Below are 21,788 nucleotides of genomic sequence, written 5' to 3' on the forward strand. Positions count from 1 at the left end.
CGATCAAATCAAATTCATCGAGTGCCCGTTTACCGGTGAACGCCTGGCCGCTGTGCCGTCGGTGCGCCCGGACGTTTCGATCATCCATGCCCAGCGGGCGGATCGCCAGGGCAACGTGCTGGTAGAGGGTATCGTTGGCGTACAGAAAGAAGCGGTTCTGGCCGCCAAGCACAGCATCGTCACGGTGGAAGAGATCGTCGATGACCTCAATGCACACCCCAACGCCTGCGTAATTCCAAGCTGGGCCATCAGCGCCATTGCGGTGGCCGAGAAAGGCGCGCTGCCCTCCTATACCCACGGCTATTACGGCCGCAGCAACCGCTTCTATAAAGAGTGGGATGCCATCGCCCGCGATCGCGACACCTTTACCCAGTGGCTCGACGACAACGTCTTTAACGCTGTCCAAAATCATGCAGGGGAGAACAGCTAATGAGTCTCGAATATACCTCTTCTGAAATGATGTCGGTGACCGCCGCGCGGGCGCTGGAGAATGGCATGACCTGCTTTGTGGGTATCGGGCTGCCCTCGGAAGCCGCCAACCTGGCACGGCTGACCCACGCACCCGATGTAGTACTGATTTACGAGTCCGGCACGCTGCAGACCAAGCCCGATATTCTGCCTCTCTCTATTGGCGATGGTGAGCTGTGCGAATCTGCGCTCACTACCGTGGCGGTGCCGGAGATGTTTCGCTACTGGCTGCAGGGCGGCAAAGTCGATGTGGGGTTTTTGGGCACCGCGCAAATCGACCGTTTTGCTAACCTAAACACGACGCTGATCGGCGATTACAAAGCGCCCAAGGTTCGTCTGCCGGGCGGCGGCGGTGCGCCGGAAATTGCCACCAACGCCGGTGAAGTCTTTATCACCCTGAAGCACTCCAAGCGCGCTTTTGTAAAAGATGTTGATTTCGTCACCACGCTAGGCTTTGGCCGCGACGGCAAAGGGCGCGATAACGTACCTAATATCGGCAAAGGCCCCACCCGGGTAATCACCGACCTGTGCGTGATGAAGCCCGACCCGGAGACCAAAGAGCTGGTAGTGGTGTCACTGCATCCTGGTGTCAGCCGCGAAGACGTGATTGAGGCGACCGGCTGGGAGATTCGCTTTGCCGAACAGCTTGAGAGCACACCAGAGCCCAGCGAAAACGAGCTGACGATTTTACGTGAGCTCAAAGCGCGCACTGAGCGGGCCCACGCGGACGCATAAAGGAGCTATTTATGAGCGATGTTGTTATGCAAGACGTCTTTCTATGTCATCCCCGCCGCACCGCCGTGGGACGCTTTGGTGGAACCCTGGCCAGCGTGCGCCCGGATGATTTCGCCGCGACGATTTTTAAAGCCGTACTGGCAGAAGCGCCGGATCTCGACCCTGCTGCCATTGAAGAAGTCTTTATGGGCTGCGCCAACCAGGCCGGTGAAGATAACCGCAACGTAGCGCGGATGTCGTCGCTGCTGGCGGGCATTCCTACCTCAGTTCCCGGCACGACCATGAATCGCCTGTGCGGCTCGGGTATGGACGCGGTAGGCACGGCGTTTCGTGCCATTAAAGCCGGTGAGATGGAGCTGGCGCTGGCCGGCGGCGTGGAGTCCATGTCTCGCGCGCCCTACGTCATGGGCAAGGCCGATAGCGCTTTCGCCCGCAGTCAAAAACTCGAAGACACCACCATTGGCTGGCGTCTGATCAACCCGCTGATGAAGAAAACCTACGGCATTGATTCCATGCCGGAGACCGCAGAGAACGTCGCCGAGCAGTTCAATATCTCTCGTCAAGATCAGGATGCTTTTGCCCTGCGCTCCCAGCAGAAGGCCGCGGCCGCCCAAAAGGCGGGGCGCTTTGCTCAAGAGATCACGGCCATCGAGATCCCGCGCCGCAAGCAGGAGCCGCTGATCTTTGATCAGGATGAGCACCTGCGGGAAACCACCCTGGAAAAACTGGCCGGTTTGCCTACGCCCTTCCGTGAAGGCGGCAGCGTGACCGCAGGCAACGCCTCTGGCGTCAACGACGGTGCGGCGGCGATGCTGGTGGCCAGTGAAGCGGCGGTCAAACAGCATGGTCTTAAGCCAATGGCGAAAATTATCGGCATGGCCACGGCAGGCGTAGAGCCGCGCATCATGGGTTATGGCCCGGTACCGGCGGTGCAGAAACTACTCAAGCGCACCGGCATCTCGATGGATGAGATCGATGTGTTTGAGTTCAACGAAGCGTTTGCCGCCCAGGCGCTGGCATGCATGCGCGACCTGGGACTGGCCGACGACGACCCCCGAGTCAACCCGAACGGCGGCGCGATTGCCCTTGGCCACCCGCTAGGCATGTCCGGTGCGCGTCTGTTAATGACCGCCGCTCATGAGCTGCAAAACAGCGGCAAGCGCTACGCGCTCTGCACCATGTGCGTGGGCGTTGGCCAGGGCATTGCCACCCTGATTGAACGCGTTTAACGGAGACCGTCATGGCATTTCATACCATTAACGGCCGCAGTGTGGCTTACCGCCTGCTCGGCGCAGAAGTGAACCCTCTGGTCGTACTGGCGCACCCTTTGGGCATGAGCCAGGCAGTATGGGATGACGTGATTCCCGCACTGCTGCCCCGCTATCGGGTGCTGACCTGGGATCTCCCCGGCCACGGTGCCAGCCAGGCGGTTAGCGGTGAGCAGATCACCCCCGCTGATTTAGCCGCTGAGGCGCTGGCATTGGTAGAACTGGCGGGCGCGCAGCGCTTTCACTTTGCCGGTACCTCCATTGGCGGTGTGGTGGGGCAGCAGTTGATTGCCGAGCACAGCGAACGCCTGCTCTCCTGCACGCTAACCAATACTGGCGCGGTGATCGGCAATCCGGATCTCTGGAACACCCGCGCAGGCCGCGTACGCCAGGAGGGTTTGGCGGCGATGTCTGAAGAGATCGTGCCGCGCTGGTTTGCTCCGGCAGCGTTTGAGGCAAGCCCGGCGCTGAAAGCGGGCTGGTGCACCCAGATGGGCCGTGGCGACGATGAGTCCTACGCTCAGCTGTGTGAAATGCTCGGTCGGGATACCTTTACCGGCAAACTTACCGGTAAGAGTACGACGGTACAGCTGTTTGGCGGCAGTGAAGATATGGCCACGCCGCCCGCGACGCTGGAAGCCCTGGCGGCAGAGCTCGGTGATGCACCGCTGGAGATTTTTGAGGGCGTCGGCCATGTGCCTGCGGTAGAAGCCTCGGCGCTGTTCGCGCAAAAGTTCCTCGCCGTGCTGGCAACGGATCTGGGCGATGTGGCCAACCATGGCGTCGCTTACGCCACTGGCCTGGAAACCCGCAAACAGGTATTGGGAGAAGAGCATGTAGCGCGCTCTACCGCCAACGCCAACAGCCTGGATGCCCCCTTCCAGCAAATGATTACCCGCTTAGCCTGGGGCGAGCTGTGGAGCAATGATGATCTCACGCGGCGTGAGCGCAGCATGATCACCACCGGCATTCTCGCCGCCCTCGGCCGTGAAGAGCTAACGCTGCACTTGAAAACAGCCAAGCGTATTGGGCTAACGGAAGCCGAGCTGCGCCAGGTGCTGATGCACGTGGCCATTTACGGCGGTGTTCCAGCGGCAAATCACGCTTTTTCGCTTGCCAAAGAGCTGGGGTGGGGCGAGTAAAGCGCCACTCGCTGTACACGTGCTGACAGGGTATCCTCATAACCAAAGGGTTATTGTGAGGGTGTTATGCTCAACGCGCGGATAAAACTACGGCACTTGCAGGCGTTTCTCGAAGTGGCGCGGCAGCGAAGTTTTGCCCGCGCCGCTGAAAGCCTCGCCATTACTCAGCCGGGTATCTCCAAAACCATTCGTGAGCTAGAGGATACCCTCGCTGTCCAGCTATTCGAGCGCACTCCCCGTGGTGTTTCCCTTACCCAGGCTGGACTGACACTGCTTCGACATGCAGGCCCGGCAGTGCGCGCGCTGGAGGAGGGCGTGGATGCTATTCAGGCCGTTCAAACCGGCTCTCACTGGTTGCGCGTAGGCACGCTATCTACGGTTGAAAGTTGGCTCCTACCTGAAGCTCTGCGCCGTTGGCAGATGAGTACCACCACCGAACGAGGCGCACAGGTGGTTACCGGCACCAGCGCCTTCCTGCTTTCGCGTTTGCGCCGCGGTGAGCTGGATGTGGTGGTAGGCCGCATGACAGAAGCGCGCGAAATTCATGATCTGAGCTTTGAACACCTCTATTACGAACGTCTTCAGCTAGTGGTTCGCGCAGGCCACCCGTTACTGCTCGAACAGGCGCCAGGTGCCGATAAACTCTGCGCCTACCCCTGGATTGTGCCGCCGCCGCAGACCACGCTCCGCCAACAAGTCGATAGCTTCTTTGTACGTCATGGGCTCACGCTGCCAGCCCAGCGCATTGAGACACTGTCGTTAGCGCTGGGACAGCGTTATACGCTTACCGGTGATGCTATTTGGGTGGCGCCAGAAGAAGCGGTGCGTTCAGCCCTTGAGCGCAGAGAGCTCTGCGAACTCGCCCTGCCCTTAGAGCCCCATGGCGGTTCCGTCGGGGCATGTATCAACCGTTCACTGCGCCCTACTCTGGCGACTGAAACGTTCTGTGAAGTGTTGCGGGAAGTGGCTGCCGACGTTGTCAAAGGGCATAATCTATAGGTTATGAGGGTTGGATAAGTTATTAATTGGCAGGTGGTGGATTAACCATGACACTAATACCGTCCGTTTCAATCCTTGAGATACCTGTATGCCAAATGACAATAACCGCTTTGTGACCCGTGACCGCAACTGGCATCCCCCAGCCTATACGCCGGGTTATAAAACCTCGGTACCGCGCTCGCCACAGCAGGCGCTGGTGAGTATGCAGCAACCCACCGCCTCCGAACTGACCGGCCCCGACTTCAGCCACCTGCGCATGGGGCCCCACGATAACGATCTACTGCTGAACTTCCGCCAGGATCCAGACCGGGGCGGACTCCCCCAGGGCGAGCGGATTATGATGTTTGGCCGAGTGGTGGATCAGTTTGGTAAGCCGGTACCGCATACGCTAGTGGAAATGTGGCAGGCCAATGCAGGCGGTCGCTATCGCCACAAAAACGATAGGTATCTGGCGCCGCTAGACCCTAACTTCGGCGGAGTAGGTCGCTGTTTGACCGATGAGCAGGGTATGTACCGTTTTCGCACCATCAAGCCTGGCCCCTACCCGTGGCCCAACGATGTGAACAGCTGGCGCCCAGCGCATATTCACGTATCGGTAACCGGCCCCTCGATCTCAACCCGGCTGATTACTCAGATGTATTTTGAAGGTGATCCGCTGATTCCCCTGTGCCCCATTGTGCATACGCTCAGAGATCCTGACGCAGTGGAAACCATGATCGGCCGACTCGATATGGCGCACAGTAAACCGATGGACTGCCTGGCTTATCGCTTTGACATCGTGGTGCGCGGTGAACTGCAAACCTACTTCGAAAACCAGTAAGGCCAGGGGAAACCTCATGAAACAACCCGCTATTCAGCCCAACACGCAGCCAACTAGCGAGCTGATGCTGCGCGAAACGGCGTCGCAAACTGCTGGCCCCTACGTGCATATTGGTCTGGCGCTCGCCGCAGCCGGCAACCCCGTACGGGATGAAGAGATCTGGAACGAGATGGCCAAGCCCGACGCCGAGGGCGAGCATATCGAAGTCGTCGGCACCGTTATCGACGGCAATGGTGACCTGGTGCGCGATGCGTTTTTAGAAGCGTGGCAAGCCGATGCCGCTGGCAACTACCAATCCGATTACGACCTCAGCAAGCCGTTCAATGGCTTCGGCCGTACCGCGACGACGTTTGACCACGGCAGCGAGTGGTCGCTAACCACCATTAAGCCGGGCGCGGTGAAGCACCCCAGCGGCCAGCCAATGGCGCCGCATATTAACCTGGCGGTCTTTGCCCGGGGGGTCAATGTTCACCTGCAAACACGGCTCTACTTCGATGATGAAGCTGCGGCGAACGCCCAGTGCCCGGTGCTCACGCGTATTGAGTCACCGACGCGCCGCCAAACGCTGATTGCCAAGCGCGAAGAGGTGGATGGCAAGGTGCGCTACCGGCTGGATATCCGACTACAGGGTGAAGGCGAGACGGTGTTTTTTGATTTCTAGCCTTCTCACGAACGATCATTACTTATTCAACAAAAGACGTTGTCCATTTATGGGCAGCGCTTTTGTATTTGAATTCGACCATGGTCGTGAGTCGATATTGTAAAAGTCCAATTTTTGGTTGCTATAGTACCTTTGAGAGGTGTATTGAGATCGCAATACGGAGGGGCTGTGGAAGTGCAGGCATAAAGGCTCGCTGCGCTGCTTAAACATAGACGAATGTCGATTAGCCTTACGCCTGATAGTGGACTAATGTGGTTGCTTAAAGCGAACTAGTATTCGCCATGCGAACTTACAATAGTCCAAGAAAAGTCCTGGAGGCTCCCATGAAAATTTCCTTATCCCGGTGTGTGTTGGCAGCGGCGATTGCTGGCCTGGCCATTAGCTCTGCCCAGGCAGAGACCACCCTGCGTATGGCTCACTTTTGGCCTGGCCCTTCAGGCGTTAATCAGGATGTTTTACAGGCATGGGCCGATACCATTGCCGAAGAGTCCAATGGCGATCTCACTATTCAAATGTTTCCCGCCGGTACCTTAGCCAAACCGGACTCTATTTATGAAGCCGCTGCCAACGGTATTGCCGATATTGGTGCTACTGCCCAGGGCTATACGGCCGGCCGATTCCCTCTCTCCCAGATCGTTGAACTGCCCGGGGTAGCGAGCACGGCAACGCAAGGTGCTTGCGTACTGCAAACGCTCTACGACGACGGCCATTTGGATAGCGAATACGAAGACACCCGCCCGCTATTTATGTTTACCACGGGCCCGGGTGGCATTCACACCATCGACACCGATGTGCAAACCCCTGCCGACCTGGAAGGGCTGCGCATTCGCCGTCCCACCGCTGTAGCGGGCGAGATGCTGGAAAATATGGGCGCGATTCCTGTGGGCATGCCTGCCCCTGATATCTACACCTCCATGCAGCGTGGTGTTATTGAAGGTTTGAGCTTTCCCTGGGAAGGCCTCAAAGGCTTCCGCATCAACGAGCTAGTGAGTTATCACACCGAAGTGCCCTTTTACACGCTGATCTTCGTCGCCACCATGAACCAGCGCGCCTATGACAGCCTGACGCCAGAGCAACAGGCGGTAATCGATAATAACTCAGGCATGAAGTGGGCTGAAAACGCCGGTGCGGTGTTTGATCGGCTTGATGTAGAAGGCAAACAAGAAGCTGCTGATGCAGGCCATACCATTCGCGAAATCGAAAATCCGCTGGCGCATCCTGACTGGCAGGAGCCGCTTGAAACAGGCATCGAAAACTACCTGACGCAGCTGGAAGAGCGCGGTCTTGATCAGGCGCGCGATGTCTATCAGGCGGCATTGGCAGCCAGTGAGTCTTGCAGCGCCCAATAGGGGTAATGTGTTATGCAGTCTACTCTTTACCGGGCCAGCCATTGGCTGGCCCTTGTTTGTCGCTTGGTGGCCGGGGTCGCTTTGATTGGCCTGCTGGCGGTTACCATTGCTGATGTCAGCACACGCTACCTTTCCCGGTTGACGGAGGGCGCGATTGCGCTGCGCGTATCGGGGAGCGTGGAGTTGGTTAGCTACTTGATGCTGTTCGCGCTATTGGCAGCGATGGCGGCAAATGTCGAAAAAAGCCAAGTGGTGGTTGAAGCGTTCTCACATCGCCTACCGCAAACAATCAAAAATCGCGTGCAAGGTCTCTTTTTGCTCGGTTTTATGGCGCTGGGGCTGATCCTGTTTGTGGGGTTACTGGATTCTGCTGCTGCCGCTACGCGGCACGGGGAAATAACCCAAGACCTGCGATTGCCCATGGGGCCGATTTACCAATTGGCAGCGGTGCTTAGTTTGCTATTGGGGATACGCAGTTTTATTCACGCCTTGCTAGGCATGATTTATGCGGCGGGTGAGGAGGCGGCTCATGGGGAGTGAAGCGATTGGTGCCATTGGGCTAGGGCTTTTATTGGTACTGATGATTCTGCGCGTACCGGTTGCCTTAACCATGCTGATTGTCGGGGTTGTAGGGTTCGCTCAGGTCATAAGCTGGGACGCAGCCGTTGCACAATTAAAAACCGTCCCGGTTGAGGTGCTCTCTAACTACAGCTTCAGCGCCGTGCCCATGTTTATTTTAATGGGCGTACTCGCTGCCCACTCGGGGATGGCCGGTAAGCTGTTTGATTCAACCCGCGTCATTTGCGGGGGGTGGAAGGGCGGCCTGGCGATTGCCGCGGTGGGCTCTTGCGGCATTTTCTCCGCAATCTCCGGTTCATCGCTGGCGACCGCGAGCACTATGACCCGGGTGGCGCTACCGGAGATGGAGCGCTATGGCTATAACCGTGGCTTAGCCACCGGTGCGCTTGCCGCAGGCGGCACGCTGGGCATTATGATTCCGCCCAGTATCGCGCTGCTGATTTACGCCATCCTTACCGAACAGTCCGTTGGTGATATGTTTATGGCGGGGCTGATTCCCGGCTTGCTGGGGCTGGTGATGTACTCCCTGACCATTACCGTGGTGATGTACCTGCGCCCCTCTCTGGCGGTAGCGGGCGAACCCACTGCCTGGAAAGAGAAGCTGCTCTCGCTGACCGGCTTAGTGCCGTTCTTTGGCGTTTTTCTGGTGATGATTTTAGGTATCTATTTTGGTGCCTTTACACCGACGGAAGGGGCCAGTGTCGGTGCGTTCGCCACGCTGCTCTACGCTCTGGTAAAAGGCATGCGCGGCGCCCAGCTATGGCACAGCGTACAAGAGACATTGGCGCTCTCCGCGGTGGTCTTCTTTATGCTGGTAGGGGCTGAAACGCTGGGTTACTTCATCTCGGTGTCGCGCATTTCGTTCTCCATTACTGACCTGCTTTACGGTATGGATCTGACGCCCATCGTCGTGGTGCTGTGCATCCTGGCACTCTACTTTGTGCTGGGCATGTTTATGGACTCCATTGCCATGCTGGTGATCACCGTGCCCGTGGTTTACCCGATTATTCAGGCCATGGGCATCGACCCGGTGTGGTTCGGTATTCTTACCGTGCTGACGGTAGAGTTGGGGCTAATGACCCCGCCGGTGGGGATGAATGTGTTCGTGATTAAAGCGATGGCGCCGCATGTTGGGCTGGGGGAGATATTTAAAGGGGTAGCGCCTTTTGTGGTCTCTGACTTAATACGATTAGCGCTATTAATCGCCTTCCCTATTTTGAGCACTCTGTTTCTGCTCTAGTCAGCTTGCGTCATCCGCTTGGTCTAAGCATTGTTTGGATAGTGGCGATAAAGGCGTTATGCGAGCGCAAGTGTGTGGAGAGACTGACGCTGGTGCTTGATGAGCCGTCGCGGCTCATCAAGCCATTACCGACAAGGGTTTATGGCTGTCAGTAGGTGAAACGATGGAGATCAATAACAATAAGGCATCCACACGCCATGGCAATGCCGATCTATTGCAGCGTTTCAGCCGTGCGTTAATGGAGCTGACGGAGCTACCAAGATGCTCGATGCCTGAAAGGTGGCTATGTGAAGCCGTACAAGGCTTCGCTAATATTGTGGGTTTTGATGCCGCCTGGTGGGGGCAACTTTATCTACCCTCGGATACCTCGTCATCTATCTTTTCACCCAGTGTCATGATGGATGGCAGCTTGGGGCTGAGTTCATCATTTGCCCAAGAGTGGCATAGTATTTCCGGGGTGGATCGGTTCGCCAAGGCTTCAATATCCTACCTGGGCAAAGCCGTGCGGGGAGGCCATGACGATTTACCCAATACGGATTGCACCGAGGTTGAAGCTTTTTGTCAGCGGCATGACATCTTGCATAGTATGGCCGTAACGCTAGAGTTTCCCTGCAGCGGTATGCTGTTTTTTGTGTCGATTTATCGCAGCAAAACAAGCAGTGAATTCGATAGGCTTGATGCAGTGCTGATGGAGGAGTTTCTTAACCATCTGGCGTATTACTGGAAGCAGTACCTAGCCAAAATTCGTTTTGATGACCTGACCAATGGCTGGGATAGCTATGCCCTTTCCAACAGGAAGGGAGAGCTCCTTTATATAGGTAAAGAGGTTCGCGTAGCGCTCGAACGAAAATATGCTGGCTGGCAAGGCTCTAGCCTCCCACGCCTTATCTCTGATCAGTTAAGCACGGCACCGCACACGCTAATGTCTAATGAACACAAAGGCATCAATGTGCACCATTGCGGCGACCTCGTTGCCCTGACGCTATGTTCCCATCAGCGTTCAAACGTGCTTTCCCCGCGTGAATTAAGTGCCGCTAGGCTCTATGCTCAAGGCCACTCGCATAAACAAGTCGCTCGAATGCTGGGGATCACCCCGGCAACAGCAAGAACGTATCTGCGTAGCGCTTATGTCCAGCTAGGTGTTAGCAACAAAGTAGAACTGCTTTCAGCGCTGCGTCAGCCTGGCGAGTGAAAAGTGCCGCGGCCTTGGCTTGGTATGCCAAGGCCCGGTAAGCGTCGTTTTAACTGATTTTTACTGAGAAACAAGCTCAGAAAGTTTGTCGAAGAAGGCGAAGTTGTCGTCGTCCCAGCCGTTGGCATCTGGCGTGTGGCTCAACTTCACCACCACGGTTTGGTTGTCCGGGTCGATATAGATGTATTGGTTGTAGATACCCATGGCGGTGTACGCATCGCTATCAGGGAAGGTCCACCACTGATATTGATAGCCGAGGTCGGCACCTTCCGAAATATGCTCATAGCCAGGGTCGGACACCGTGGCCTCTGTTACCCAACTGGCGGGTATCACCTGGTTGCCGTTGGCTTCGCCCATATTGAGCATCATCAGGCCGAAGCGGCCAAGGTCGCGCAGGGTGGCGTTAAAACCAGCGCCATAGAACTCATCGCCACCATCCATAATCCAGAAACCATCTGCTTCCATACCCGCGGGCTGCCAGATCTTTTCAGACATGTACTCAGCGACCGTGGTATCTAAAACGCTCGCCAGCACACAGCCCAGCACGCTGGTATCCAGGGTGGCGTAATTGAAGCGTTCGCCGGGTTCATACTCCGGTTCGGAAGAGGCAATGGCGTAATCGCACCAGCGGTAGTTGTTAGCCACAAGCGCATTGTCGTGCACTTCCGTAAGCTGGGTGTCTCCGCCGAACTCATAGACTTCTTCCCAGGCAACCCCGGAACGCATCCGCAGCACGTCGATGACGCGAACATCGCTGTAACCAGTGCCTTCTAACTCGGGTAGGTATTTGGTGACCTTGTCATCAAGGCTTTCAATTTTGCCCTCTTCCACAGCGACGCCTACCAAGGTCGCGAGAATTGACTTTGAGGCCGAGAATACCGCGTGCTGGCTGTCATCACTGAAGCCGTTGCGGTACTGCTCATAAACGATTTTGCCATCCTTGATAACCAACAGCGCGTTGGTTCTGGTGTTCTCCAAATACTCCTCCAAAGGAACGTCGTTTCCTTCGAACGAGAAGTTGTCATTAATCTCAATTAAGTCTGTCTCCAGCGGCCATGGGGTTGATGAGGCGGCCACGCGGCGGGTGGCAAACATCTTGTCTAGCTGTTGGAACGTCAGAAAATTGAGGTCAGGGTTAAACATATTGGCCCGAGCATTCATCATTGTCTCGGTGCCCCACTGTTCCCCGATTGCTTGCTCCCCGTTTTCGGGTAGAGAAGCGGCCAAACAGGCCGTTGAGGTGAGAGAAACGATCGCGGCAAGATAGATAGCGTAGTTCTTGGAATAGTTCTTTGAATAGCTCGTGGAATTGTTCTTGGGAATAGTCATGGGGTCTCCTAGCGAGGGTAGGGCTGGCCTAAGTGGCCATGAGGTGCCCGCGGTTGAGGCGTGCTCGCACCCCATACTAGAAAGAGTCTTTCGGGAAGTAACCCCTGCAAATGCAGAGGGGGGGGGCAGTGATAGTGGTAAAACAGATGTGGGCTAATAGAGGTTTAGGTTAGGGCCTGTTGAACTCAACAGGCCCTGATGGGCAGTCAGGTTGGCGCACAATCGGCTTAATCAGCTTTTGAGCTCTGATAAAGGCGCATGAAAATTCAATAACAATATTTCTACTAGGTTTTGCTAACGCCCCATCTTCTGGTTGAGAAGGTTAGTCATCCACACGGATCTCACAGGCTTCAGGCTATTGGCTTCAACGTTGGTGACCTCTCATTGCCTGCCAGATAGCAACGGCTTTGCGCCTATGACTGGGCGTGCTGGCGCAGCCGAAATTCCCGCGGCGAAAACGTGGTATTACGCTTAAAAAAGCGCGTGAAGTAGGCCGGTTCAGAAAAACCTAAACTGTCAGAGACCTGACCAATGGTCATATTGGTATAGGTGAGCTGGCGCTTGGCTTCCAGTAGCAGGCGTTCGTGTAGCAACTGCAGGGCGCTGCGCCCTGCGAGTTGGCGGCAGAGCAGGTTCAGGTGCGCGCTACTCACCCCGATCTGCTCGGCTAACTGCTCAATACTTGGCTGCTCGCGATAGTGGGCTTCGATCAGCGCTTGATAGTGCTCTAAATGCTGCCGTCCTTTGTCGCTTTGGCGGGGGCTATAGCGTTTTGCCGTGCGGCCTGCATAAGCACAAAGACGCGATAGCTCGACTACCAAGGCTTGGGTAAGTGCTTCGAGTAGGCTGTTGCGCCCGGGGGCGGGCTGGCGGTACTCCTGGTCGACCTGAGCCACCAGCGTGGCAATTCTGTCGGTCTGGTTGGGCTGGAGCAGCGGATAGAAGTCAGCTTTTTTTAGCGTACTGTTTTCACCCATTAGTGCATGTAAGTGGTCGGCCAGCGGTTTGGCCAGGGTGATAATGTGTCCTTCCACATCCGGTGAAAAGAGAAAGCCGTGAATAGCCATCGCGGGCACAACGATAGCGCTGGGACTCTGAAGCTGATGGCTTGTCCCCTCCAGTTCCAGATCAACGCTACCGTGAGAAACAAATAGAATATGCACGAGATCAGCGTGGCGATGAGGGCGGATACGCCAGTCATGTAGCTGGCTGCGCTCGGGGATCGACTCACAGTGGAGCAAGTCGGGCGTGGGCCAATGCTGCGTCTCGCCATACAGCTTAAATACTGGAACGGACGTTGCCGACGAGGCTGGCATCACCGGTATCTCCTATACGACTAAGGTGGGGTAATAAAGCGCTAAATGTCCAATTATTGATCTAGATCATGCCTTATTATGCGGCGTGTTTCATTGAAAAATACAAGTCATAAGTTTTTGATAATGACAACGATGAGGCATCCCCTATGAAGACACAGGTCGCGATTATTGGCGCTGGCCCTTCTGGCCTACTGCTGGGGCAGCTACTCCATCGCCAAGGCATTGATAATGTGATTGTTGAGCGGCGCAGCGGTGAGTATGTATTAAGCCGTATCCGCGCGGGTGTGCTTGAGCAGGGCATGGTGAACTTACTGCGCGAAGCGGGTGTTGACCAGCGCATGGATGAAGAGGGCTTACCTCATGACGGTTTTGAGCTTGTTTTCGACAATCGCCGCGTGCGGGTCGCACTGGATGAGCTGACCAGTGGCAGCAAAGTGATGGTGTATGGCCAAACTGAGGTAACTCGGGATCTGATGGAAGCCCGCGCTGCGGCTGGCGCGACAACGCTCTACGAGGCGGAAAATGTTCAGCCCCATGACTTGGAGAGTGACAGCCCCTACCTCACCTTTGAACATAACGGTGAAACGGTCAGGCTTGAGTGCGACTACATCGCCGGGTGCGATGGTTACCATGGCGTCTCCCGTCAGGCGATCCCTCAAGAGCGCATAAAAGAGTTCGAAAAGGTTTACCCGTTTGGCTGGTTGGGCTTGCTATCGGATACCCCGCCGGTCTCGGATGAATTGATCTATGCGAGCCATAAGCGTGGCTTTAGTCTGTGCAGCATGCGCTCTGCCACCCGCAGCCGTTACTACCTTCAAGTACCCTTGGGTGAAAAGGTAGAAGATTGGTCGGACGAGCGTTTTTGGCAAGAGCTGAAGCGCCGCCTGCCTGATGACGTTGCCGCAAAGCTGGTGACTGGGCCTTCGATTGAGAAGAGCATCGCTCCGCTGCGCAGCTATGTGGTCGAACCCATGCAGTACGGGCGGCTGTTCCTGGTCGGCGATGCGGCGCATATTGTACCGCCCACCGGCGCGAAAGGGCTTAACCTGGCCGCCAGCGACGTCAATACACTCTATCGGCTAATGATGAAGGTCTACCAGGAAGGCCGCACGGATTTGATCGAGCGCTACTCGCAAACCTGCCTGAAACGCATCTGGAAGGCGGAGCGCTTCTCCTGGTGGATGACCTCCATGCTGCACAACTTCTCTGACCAGGAGGATTTCAACAGCCGCATGCAGTTGGCCGAACTGGACTACGTAACCAGCTCTAAAGCAGGGCTGACGACTATCGCTGAAAACTATGTCGGCTTGCCCTATGAGCCGTTGGAATAGCCTCTTTCTCCATTGATCCTCCTTGCCCAGGCTGATGCTTGGGCTTTTTTGCACCTTCTCGCTCAGTTTAAACAGCGTTTTCGTGGACTATTCCCTTGGTCTAAGTGAGTAATGGCGGTGGAGGTTTCCGCTTGAGCGTGACGAATTAAATGTGAGCAGATCCCCTCCAGTGTGCACAGTATTGGTGCGCTGTGATACTGGCCAAGGCATTCGACTATTTGGCTAGCCGACTAGCTATTCTTACTGAATCGATCTATCTCATTGATAATATTTATTTTAAATTTATCCGGCGAGTTTTTTGCAAAAAAAAGAATAGATTTACGTCTGGGTATTTACTTTACTTTTCATGTGATGTTGAATGTTTTCTGCTAGGATTACCTGACATTCAACACAAAAACAAATAGGGCTAATGACCAATGACCAGCCAAAAAAAGCTACGGCTCGACACTACTCGCCGACTGACCCGCTTGAGCGCCGTATGCGCTGGGGTACTGCTCAGCACCAGTGTGTTAGCGGATAATATCAACCTCAGCTATGCCTTCTTTGCGCCTTCTCAAACCTTTCCCGCCGTGCAGATGGAGCACTGGGCGAAAGAGCTTAACGAAAGAACCGATGGCCAGGTAAACGTCAACACCTTCCCAGGCGGAACGTTGCTGACGGCTGCCAATATGTTCGATGGCGTCTTAAACGGTGTTGCCGATATCGGCCTTTCTGCTACTTCATACGAGCCGGGACGTTTTCCGTTACTCAATTTGGCCGGAAATCTAACGGGTATCGACGTGAATTCGCAGACTGCCAGCCAGGCAGTGTACGAACTGATCAAAGAGTTTCCTGCGGAGACGCTGGGCTTGGAAGATTTCAAAGTCATTACGGCATTCACCTCCGAGCCAGGCTACCTACATACGCAAGAAGCAGTGACGTCGCTGGAGGATCTTGAGGGCCAAGAGATCAGGGTGCCAGGTGACAGTACGGCCGTTGTTCAAGCCCTTGGTGGCGTGCCTGTGGGTCTCACCCAATCGGAAACGGGGGAGGCCCTTCAGGCGGGTATCGTTAATGGCTATGTAGGTTCCCGTGAGACGCTGATGGATTTACAGTATGCCCGCAATGTGAGCTATATCACTGACTATCCTTTGACCAACGTTGTCTTCGTTGCGGTGATGAATCAGCAGCGGTGGGACGCTTTACCTGAAAACGTTCAGCAGGAGATCGATGCATTGGGTGCCGAAATGGCCTCCTATGCAGGTAAGTACCTAGATGAACACATCCAGGAATCCTTGACGTGGGCTGCCGAGAACCATGACCTTGAACAGCTCACCTTGTCCGAGGAGGAGGCTGAGCGCTGGTCGACCTTGCTGGAGCCCATCAATGAACAACGGCTGGAAGAGGTGGCTGCTCAAGGGCTTCCTGCCTTTGAGTTGCGCGATCGGTTTATTGAGCTGATCGAACAAAACCAATAATGCCTACGCTCTTTGTCTGGGCGCATATCTTTGCGCCCAGTAAGCGCCATGTTGATAGACCTAGGTAGTTACCATGAATAAATTTAATTGGGTAATTAGCCGTCTCTTACTCTATGTAGCCGGTTCGGCATTGCTGATGATGGTGTTTCTGGTGGTCGGTAATATCGTAATGCGCCAAGTCAGCTCTTCATTTGGTGGCACCACCGAACTGGTTGGTTGGCTAACTGCGGTGGTAGTTGCACTATCGCTCGCTTACTCCCAGCTTACCAAAGCCCATATTGAGCTGGACTTGCTGGTCGAACATTTGCCCGCCCGTCTGCAAAGCGTTCTCTACGTCTTGGTCTCAGGCGCAAGTTTTTTATTCTTCTCCATGGTGGCTTGGAAACTTTGGGAGTATGGCTTTAGCGCTATGCAAAGGGGCTCTTTATCGCAAACGCTGCGTATTGCGTTTTACCCCGTTGTTTATCTAGTGGCACTAGGGTTTTCTGCTTTTTGCTTGGTTCTTTTAGCAGACTTTTTGAGTGGTTTAAAAAAGGTGGTCACACAATGAGTATGACGCTGGTAGCTTTGTTAGGCGTGCTCTGTTTGTTTCTTCTTATTTTGTTAAGAATGCCGATTAGCTTCGCTATGTTTATGGTGGGTTTTTTTGGCATGCTTTACATGACTAGCCCTATTGCCGCGTATAACGTTATTAGCTCAGGCATCTGGGAGCAGTTATCGGGTTACTCTCTTAGCGTCATACCCCTATTTATTTTTATGGGGGAATTACTGTTTCGCTCGGGGATAACGGAAAAGATATTTGCAGCTGCCTATGCCTGGATAGGCCATTTCCGCGGCTCCATGGCCACAACGACGATCCTTAGCAGCGCAGGTTTTGCAGCGGTTAGCGGCTCGAATACGGCCACGGCGGCCACTGTCGGTACCATTGCTCTCCCCGAAATGAAGAAATTTGGCTATAACCGTGCGCTCAGTGCTGGCAGTGTCGCGGCGGGGGGCACGCTGGGAGTTATCATCCCACCAAGCTCTGTGCTGATTGTTATTGCGCTGCAAGCCGAGCTGGCTATCCGCGATCTGTTTCTGGCGAGTATTGTCCCCGGACTTATTCTGGTCGTGCTGTTCATCGCGACGATTGGACTGCTCTGTCGCCGTCGCCCCGATATGGGCCCCGCAGGTGTGCGTTCGAGCTGGTCCGTAAGGTGGCGTTCGCTGAAAGGTATTATCGAAATTGGTGCCCTTTTTACACTGGTACTGGGTGGGCTATTTGCGGGCTGGTTCACCTCGACAGAGGCTGCTGCGGTGGGCTGCATTGGTGCAATGGTCATTACCCTGATACAGGGAAAGCTCTCCTGGGCCGTCTTAAATGAGGCCATCGCGAATGCACTCAAGTCATCGGCCATGATCTTGATGTTGGTTGCTGGAGCGGTCATCTTCGGGCGCTTTCTTACCATTACGAGACTGCCTTACATGGTGGGCGAGTGGGCGGCGGCACTGCCCTTGCCAGCGATAATGGTAATGGCCTGTATCCTATTGATCTATGTGATCGGCGGAGCGCTAATGGATGCGATGGGATTTTTAATTATCTCAATCCCGATTTTCTTTCCCGTAGCGCTTGCCTTGGGTTACGACCCCATTTGGTTCGGCGTGGTGGTCTGTATCGTTACCAGTATGGGGGCGATTACCCCGCCGGTGGGGGTGAACGCTTTCATTGTAAAGAGCCTGGATGCAGAGTTACGAATGGGTGAGACATTCCGTGGAGTGGGTTACTTCATGCCCCCTTATCTGCTGTGCATTGCCTTGCTGTTAGTACTCCCTCAGATCGTACTGTTCGTCCTTTAGCGTTCGCCCGATTAGATGAATGGTTATAAATCTTATGCCTATTTACTTGAAATTTCATGTGATAAGTCCAGCGAGGTGGCTGAGGTGACTATATTGACATCGAGGTTAAGCCTGGGGCAGGGGCCGCACAAAGTGGTCGTCAAAGATACGATCGATATCGCCGGTTTCCCCACCTGCGCAGGCTCCGCTGCCCTTGCTGACGCGCCGCCAGCCGTGGCTCATGCAGAGATTGTCGAGCGAACCCTCAAAGCGGGATACCACATTGTAGGGAAGGCCAATCTGCATGAGCTGGCGTTTGGTATGACGGGCATCAATGCCTGGGCTGGCACGCCAGAGAATCCGCGCTACCCCACCCTTATCCCTGGCGGTTCTTCCAGTGGGTCGGCCGCCGCGGTGGCCGCGGGTCTTGCCGATATTGGTATTGGTACAGACACCGGCGGTTCTATTCGCGTCCCCGCCGCTTGCTGTGGTGTCTACGGTTTTAAGCCCACCTTCGGGCGCTTGAGTCGCCAAGGGGTTATGCCAGCGGAAAGTAGCCTCGATTGCGTGGGCCCCATGGCTCGCGATCTCCACGTACTAATGGCTTTCATGAGTGCGATTGATCCTTCCTTTCAGTCGCCAGTGAAGGGTTCTGCACCTGTTCTGGGGTGTATCAGCGTGAATGCTGAGTCGGCCATTTGGGCAAGTATCGAAGGCCAGCTAAGCCGGTCTGGACTGGCGCGTGGGGATGTCACCTTGCCGCTTATGGCCGAGGCGTTTGAAGCTGCCATGGTGATTATCAATCGCGAAACTTTTCGTGCCTGCGAAGCGTTGCTTGCCACTGGCAAGGTGGGCGCGGATGTCGATCAGCGTTTGAAGGCCGCTGCCGCGACGACCGATGCCGAGCTAAAGGAGGCGGAGCGCATACGTCGTGCCTTTACCGCCGAAGTCGACGCAGTGCTAGAGCGGCATGATGTCCTGGTGCTGCCAACGTTGCCGCATTTTCCCATGACCGTTCAGGATGCGTTTTCGGGCCACCAGGATCTGAAAATATCGTCCCTTGCGCGCCCCTTCAACCTTTCAGGGCATCCCGCCTTATCGATCCCTCTTGAGTCTCAGCAAGCACTCCCTGTCTCCGTGCAATTGATCGGACGTCGTGGCGATGACGCAGGCGTTTGCCGGGCGGCTTCGCAACTTATGGGCCGGGTTTCGTCGGCGGGAGAGGAACAAAAAAAAGGAGCAAATCATGCAACAGCACATTGATAAATCACAGTGGGGAGGCGAGGAGCGTTTTGATGCGCTGCTCGAGTCAATCCGATCTCGGCGCAAAGAATTCGAGGAGTTGCGCCATATTCCCATGGATATCATTGATGAGTTCAAGGCCATTGGCGTCTATCGCGCCATGGTACCCGCCACCTACGGTGGGGATGAGAAGTCGCCCGCCGAGTTCCTGAAAATGGTTGAAGCGATCTCGGCGGCGGATGGCTCCTCTGGCTGGGTAGCGAGTTTTGGCATGAACCCCGCCTATTTGGCCGCGTTACCCGAGGAGACCCTAAAGGAAGTGTGGCGGGATTCCCCTGATATCGTCTTCGCTGGCGGGATTTTTCCGCCCCAACCCGCTGAGCGGGTCGATAACGGTTTCCGTATCAAAGGACGGTGGAAATTTGCCAGTGGTTGTATGGGGGCTTCGCTATGTGGTGTGGGCATTCTCCCCGCCGAAGAGGGAGCGCTGCCGCGCATGGCAGTGCTGCCCCGCGACCAGGTGAAGATCGACCCGACCTGGGATATGTTGGGCATGGTAGCCACCGGCAGCCACGATCTGGTGGTCGAGGACGCCTATGTTCCAGAAGCCTGGACCTTCGTGCGCGGCGGCAAACCCAACGTCGATTCCCCCTTCTTTCGCTACCCATCGCTCTCCTTCGCCGCTCAGGTGCTGGCAGTGACGACACTGGGTTTGGCCCGCGAGGCATTGGATATCGTCCGCGCCACGGCCGGTGGGCGGAAATCGGTCACTGGCGCCCCCAACCTGGGTGAGCGTGAGTATGCCCAGATTGCCCTCGGCAAGGCCGAGGCCAAAGTTCGCGCCGCCCGCGCCTTCTTCTATGAGAGTACTGAGGCCGCCTGGGCGAGCATTCTGGCCGGGGGCGAACCAAGCCGTGAGCAGGTCAACCTGCTGCGCCTCTCTACCACCCATTTGACCCATGAGTGCGCTGAGGCGATTCGCAGCGTCTATCAGATCAGCGGTATGACTGGGGCCGAAAACGGCCACCCTCTCTCGCGCATTCTGCGTGACTCGCAGTTGTGCACCCAGCACGCCTTTATGGGCGAGATCACCTGGAAGAACGCCGGCGCGATCTTCTTCGGCCACGACCCTTTACCGGGTTACCTATAACCACCCTACGTAGTTTAACCAACGGAGATCGACATTATGCATCGCGTACTTTTCTGCATCGGTATCAACCAAAACTTCATGAATGCAACCGCTGAGGAAGGCAAGCAAGTCTGGCAAGCCTTCAGCCAGATGATGCAAGGCATCGATGAACTCCCCGGCGTCACTATCCTGGGGATCATGGATGACGACCGCATCATGGTCGGCCCTTCCGCCACCGCCCCCTGGACCGCCTACATCATGGCCGATGTCCCTGATTACGAGACTGTTGTAGCCGCCTGCAACTTCTTCCGCACCATCCCGGTGGGGGACGGCACCTATAAGCTCTGGAAATACGCCCGTGTCGAAGCGCGTATCGGCCGTGAGTTGGTGGTACCTGAATAAAGACAGCATTAGCTGGCTAGGCATGAGGAGAACAAAATGAATCAATTAATCGACGTCAAAAACATCGCGCTCGATCCAGATCAACTGGTCCATAACGATAAGATTGCGACCCCGATGTACACCAGCTCAGAGCTATTTGAGCAAGAGCAAGAGAAGATTTTTCGTAACACCTGGGTATGGGTCGCGCATACCAGCGAGATCCCCGATAAGGGGTCTTTTAAGCTGTCCAAAGTAGGTCGTGAACCGGTCATCGTGGTACGTGACCGTAAGGACAATATCCATGTAATGGTTAATCGCTGCCGCCACAGGGCAGCAACGGTATGCGAGGTTCACAAGGGCAAGACCTCATCTTTCCAATGCCCTTATCACGGTTGGGGCTATGGACTCGATGGCAGTCTGCGTGCTTTGCCGAATCCCGAGCAGTATGGCGATGATTTCGATAAGTCACAGCATGGGATGCTCAAGCTACGCGTTGAAAGCTATCAAGGGATGATCTTCGCCACTTTCAACGAGAGCATTGAGCCATTGGAAGACTTCCTGGGGGCTGCCAAGAAGTGGATCGATCTGTTTATGAAACAGGGTGGTGGATACCCCGTAAAAACCCTTGGCGAACATCAGTTTTCGGTGCCAATGAACTGGAAAGTTCAGCTCGAGAACACCACCGACGCCTATCACTTTCCGATCGTGCATAAGTCCTTCCTGCAATCCCTCGATGAGGAAGCCGAAAAGACGTTCACCTTCCTTGATGGCGAAGGCTTCGTTGAAGACCTGGGTAACGGTCACTCCGTCATGGTCATGATTCCCGAGCTCGTCGATCTAGAGGAGGATCTCGACCGCAAGATTCCAGAGCGTTTTGCAGAGCTGGCGCAGGCGCTGCGCGACGAAGGCTATCCGGAAGATCAAGTCCGCCGCATTGCGCGCGCGGTAGGTGGCTCCGGGTTCAACCTTAATCTGTTCCCCAACGTGGCGTGCTCAATGGCCTTCTTCCGGGTGTTGACGCCCGTTGCTGTCGATAAAACGGATATTCGCCACATTGCCATTGGTATGGAGGGAGGTCCCGACATCGCCAATCGCGTACGCCTGCGCTTGCATGAACACTTTCAGGGCCCCATGGGCTTTGGTTCTCCCGACGATGCCGAGGTCTGGGAGCGAATCCAGCGGGGGGTCGATGGCGGTGCCGAACTGCCGATTCTGGTCAATCGCGGCATTGAGAAGGAAGTGCCGGGCGAGGCAGGGCCACGTGGTCATGTATCGGATGAAACGGGCATGCGTGCCGCCTATGCGATGTGGAAACGGATGATGCAGGAGTGAGCG

21 protein-coding genes are annotated in these 21,788 nt (G+C 55.6%); 19 read left to right on the forward strand and 2 right to left on the reverse strand.

Annotated elements, in window-relative coordinates; translation table 11 throughout:
* The 11 genes from JI62_RS10290 to JI62_RS10340 form a co-directional block, all read left to right on the forward strand.
* The coding region (locus tag JI62_RS10290; protein WP_276206562.1) for a CoA-transferase at positions 1-430 on the forward strand (430 nt) is incomplete at its 5' end.
* The gene (locus JI62_RS10295; protein ID WP_088700073.1) at positions 430-1,203 is read left to right on the forward strand and encodes a CoA-transferase subunit beta; all 774 of its coding nucleotides are present in this window, start codon (positions 430-432) and stop codon (positions 1,201-1,203) included. The genes JI62_RS10290 and JI62_RS10295, both read left to right, overlap by 1 nt.
* 26 nt (positions 1,204-1,229) lie before the next feature.
* Complete coding sequence (gene pcaF, locus JI62_RS10300) at positions 1,230-2,432, forward strand: 3-oxoadipyl-CoA thiolase (protein WP_088700232.1); 1,203 nt, start codon at positions 1,230-1,232, stop codon at positions 2,430-2,432.
* Positions 2,433-2,443: 11 nt separating this feature from the next.
* Complete coding sequence (locus JI62_RS10305; protein ID WP_088700074.1) at positions 2,444-3,613, forward strand: alpha/beta fold hydrolase; 1,170 nt, start codon at positions 2,444-2,446, stop codon at positions 3,611-3,613.
* A gap of 66 nt (positions 3,614-3,679) precedes the next feature.
* Positions 3,680-4,612, forward strand: a complete 933-nt coding sequence (gene pcaQ, locus JI62_RS10310; protein ID WP_088700075.1) for a pca operon transcription factor PcaQ — start codon at positions 3,680-3,682, stop codon at positions 4,610-4,612.
* An 88-nt stretch (positions 4,613-4,700) separates the two neighbouring features.
* Positions 4,701-5,432: a protocatechuate 3,4-dioxygenase subunit beta gene (pcaH, locus tag JI62_RS10315; RefSeq protein ID WP_088700076.1), complete on the forward strand. Its 732-nt coding sequence runs from the start codon at positions 4,701-4,703 to the stop codon at positions 5,430-5,432.
* A 16-nt stretch (positions 5,433-5,448) separates the two neighbouring features.
* Positions 5,449-6,093: a protocatechuate 3,4-dioxygenase subunit alpha gene (gene pcaG, locus JI62_RS10320; protein WP_170938532.1), complete on the forward strand. Its 645-nt coding sequence runs from the start codon at positions 5,449-5,451 to the stop codon at positions 6,091-6,093.
* 323 nt (positions 6,094-6,416) lie between these two features.
* Complete coding sequence (locus tag JI62_RS10325) at positions 6,417-7,442, forward strand: TRAP transporter substrate-binding protein (protein ID WP_088700077.1); 1,026 nt, start codon at positions 6,417-6,419, stop codon at positions 7,440-7,442.
* A gap of 12 nt (positions 7,443-7,454) precedes the next feature.
* Complete coding sequence (locus JI62_RS10330) at positions 7,455-7,982, forward strand: TRAP transporter small permease (RefSeq protein WP_088700078.1); 528 nt, start codon at positions 7,455-7,457, stop codon at positions 7,980-7,982.
* Positions 7,972-9,261 carry a TRAP transporter large permease gene (locus JI62_RS10335; RefSeq protein ID WP_088700079.1) on the forward strand — a complete coding sequence of 430 codons (1,290 nt, stop codon included), beginning with the start codon at positions 7,972-7,974 and terminating at the stop codon, positions 9,259-9,261. The genes JI62_RS10330 and JI62_RS10335 overlap by 11 nt, the downstream gene beginning before the upstream one ends.
* Before the next feature lie 163 nt (positions 9,262-9,424).
* The gene (locus JI62_RS10340; protein ID WP_088700080.1) at positions 9,425-10,453 is read left to right on the forward strand and encodes a helix-turn-helix transcriptional regulator; all 1,029 of its coding nucleotides are present in this window, start codon (positions 9,425-9,427) and stop codon (positions 10,451-10,453) included.
* A gap of 60 nt (positions 10,454-10,513) precedes the next feature.
* Here the strand turns inward: JI62_RS10340 and JI62_RS10345 are convergent, their stop codons facing one another.
* Both JI62_RS10345 and JI62_RS10350 read right to left on the reverse strand, forming a co-directional pair.
* The gene (locus JI62_RS10345; protein ID WP_088700081.1) at positions 10,514-11,782 is read right to left on the reverse strand and encodes a serine hydrolase domain-containing protein; all 1,269 of its coding nucleotides are present in this window, start codon (positions 11,780-11,782) and stop codon (positions 10,514-10,516) included.
* 413 nt (positions 11,783-12,195) lie between these two features.
* Positions 12,196-13,098, reverse strand: coding sequence for a helix-turn-helix domain-containing protein (locus JI62_RS10350; RefSeq protein ID WP_088700082.1), 903 nt, complete (start codon positions 13,096-13,098; stop codon positions 12,196-12,198).
* Between the two features lie 146 nt (positions 13,099-13,244).
* Between JI62_RS10350 and pobA the strand changes: the two genes are divergently transcribed.
* The 8 genes from pobA to JI62_RS10390 all read left to right on the forward strand — a co-directional run bounded on the left by pobA (position 13,245) and on the right by JI62_RS10390 (position 21,785).
* The gene (gene pobA, locus JI62_RS10355; RefSeq protein WP_088700083.1) at positions 13,245-14,429 is read left to right on the forward strand and encodes a 4-hydroxybenzoate 3-monooxygenase; all 1,185 of its coding nucleotides are present in this window, start codon (positions 13,245-13,247) and stop codon (positions 14,427-14,429) included.
* A 416-nt stretch (positions 14,430-14,845) separates the two neighbouring features.
* Positions 14,846-15,886, forward strand: a complete 1,041-nt coding sequence (locus JI62_RS10360; protein WP_088700084.1) for a TRAP transporter substrate-binding protein — start codon at positions 14,846-14,848, stop codon at positions 15,884-15,886.
* A 73-nt stretch (positions 15,887-15,959) separates the two neighbouring features.
* Complete coding sequence (locus JI62_RS10365; protein ID WP_088700085.1) at positions 15,960-16,436, forward strand: TRAP transporter small permease; 477 nt, start codon at positions 15,960-15,962, stop codon at positions 16,434-16,436.
* The gene (locus JI62_RS10370; protein ID WP_088700086.1) at positions 16,433-17,722 is read left to right on the forward strand and encodes a TRAP transporter large permease; all 1,290 of its coding nucleotides are present in this window, start codon (positions 16,433-16,435) and stop codon (positions 17,720-17,722) included. Before JI62_RS10365 ends, JI62_RS10370 begins: the two co-directional genes overlap by 4 nt.
* 84 nt (positions 17,723-17,806) lie before the next feature.
* Positions 17,807-18,964 (forward strand): amidase, encoded by a 1,158-nt coding sequence (locus JI62_RS10375; protein ID WP_240513208.1) that lies wholly within the window; start codon positions 17,807-17,809, stop codon positions 18,962-18,964.
* Positions 18,948-20,093 (forward strand): acyl-CoA dehydrogenase family protein, encoded by a 1,146-nt coding sequence (locus JI62_RS10380; RefSeq protein WP_088700088.1) that lies wholly within the window; start codon positions 18,948-18,950, stop codon positions 20,091-20,093. The genes JI62_RS10375 and JI62_RS10380 overlap by 17 nt, the downstream gene beginning before the upstream one ends.
* Positions 20,094-20,171: 78 nt before the next feature.
* Entirely contained in the window at positions 20,172-20,474 is a 303-nt protein-coding gene (locus JI62_RS10385; RefSeq protein WP_240513209.1) for an IacB protein, read from the forward strand.
* A 36-nt stretch (positions 20,475-20,510) separates the two neighbouring features.
* Complete coding sequence (locus tag JI62_RS10390) at positions 20,511-21,785, forward strand: aromatic ring-hydroxylating oxygenase subunit alpha (RefSeq protein ID WP_088700090.1); 1,275 nt, start codon at positions 20,511-20,513, stop codon at positions 21,783-21,785.
* Positions 21,786-21,788 lie beyond the last annotated feature (3 nt).

Origin of the sequence: Halomonas campaniensis, assembly GCF_002211105.1 — a bacterium.
Classification (GTDB): Bacteria; Pseudomonadota; Gammaproteobacteria; order Pseudomonadales; family Halomonadaceae; genus Vreelandella; species Vreelandella campaniensis_A.

What these genes read in the sequence shown, in the direction of transcription:
- pcaG (WP_170938532.1), top strand. Translation starts at nt 5,449, where the DNA reads ATGAAACAACCCGCTATTCAGCCCAACACGCAGCCAACTAGCGAGCTG.
- JI62_RS10380 (WP_088700088.1), top strand. Translation starts at nt 18,948, where the DNA reads ATGCAACAGCACATTGATAAATCACAGTGGGGAGGCGAGGAGCGTTTT.
- JI62_RS10295 (WP_088700073.1), top strand. Translation starts at nt 430, where the DNA reads ATGAGTCTCGAATATACCTCTTCTGAAATGATGTCGGTGACCGCCGCG.
- JI62_RS10340 (WP_088700080.1), top strand. Translation starts at nt 9,425, where the DNA reads ATGGAGATCAATAACAATAAGGCATCCACACGCCATGGCAATGCCGAT.
- JI62_RS10345 (WP_088700081.1), bottom strand. Translation starts at nt 11,782, where the DNA reads ATGACTATTCCCAAGAACAATTCCACGAGCTATTCAAAGAACTATTCC.
- pobA (WP_088700083.1), top strand. Translation starts at nt 13,245, where the DNA reads ATGAAGACACAGGTCGCGATTATTGGCGCTGGCCCTTCTGGCCTACTG.
- JI62_RS10325 (WP_088700077.1), top strand. Translation starts at nt 6,417, where the DNA reads ATGAAAATTTCCTTATCCCGGTGTGTGTTGGCAGCGGCGATTGCTGGC.
- JI62_RS10390 (WP_088700090.1), top strand. Translation starts at nt 20,511, where the DNA reads ATGAATCAATTAATCGACGTCAAAAACATCGCGCTCGATCCAGATCAA.
- JI62_RS10370 (WP_088700086.1), top strand. Translation starts at nt 16,433, where the DNA reads ATGAGTATGACGCTGGTAGCTTTGTTAGGCGTGCTCTGTTTGTTTCTT.
- JI62_RS10330 (WP_088700078.1), top strand. Translation starts at nt 7,455, where the DNA reads ATGCAGTCTACTCTTTACCGGGCCAGCCATTGGCTGGCCCTTGTTTGT.
- pcaF (WP_088700232.1), top strand. Translation starts at nt 1,230, where the DNA reads ATGCAAGACGTCTTTCTATGTCATCCCCGCCGCACCGCCGTGGGACGC.
- JI62_RS10305 (WP_088700074.1), top strand. Translation starts at nt 2,444, where the DNA reads ATGGCATTTCATACCATTAACGGCCGCAGTGTGGCTTACCGCCTGCTC.
- JI62_RS10365 (WP_088700085.1), top strand. Translation starts at nt 15,960, where the DNA reads ATGAATAAATTTAATTGGGTAATTAGCCGTCTCTTACTCTATGTAGCC.
- JI62_RS10385 (WP_240513209.1), top strand. Translation starts at nt 20,172, where the DNA reads ATGAATGCAACCGCTGAGGAAGGCAAGCAAGTCTGGCAAGCCTTCAGC.
- pcaH (WP_088700076.1), top strand. Translation starts at nt 4,701, where the DNA reads ATGCCAAATGACAATAACCGCTTTGTGACCCGTGACCGCAACTGGCAT.
- JI62_RS10350 (WP_088700082.1), bottom strand. Translation starts at nt 13,098, where the DNA reads ATGCCAGCCTCGTCGGCAACGTCCGTTCCAGTATTTAAGCTGTATGGC.
- JI62_RS10360 (WP_088700084.1), top strand. Translation starts at nt 14,846, where the DNA reads ATGACCAGCCAAAAAAAGCTACGGCTCGACACTACTCGCCGACTGACC.
- pcaQ (WP_088700075.1), top strand. Translation starts at nt 3,680, where the DNA reads ATGCTCAACGCGCGGATAAAACTACGGCACTTGCAGGCGTTTCTCGAA.
- JI62_RS10335 (WP_088700079.1), top strand. Translation starts at nt 7,972, where the DNA reads ATGGGGAGTGAAGCGATTGGTGCCATTGGGCTAGGGCTTTTATTGGTA.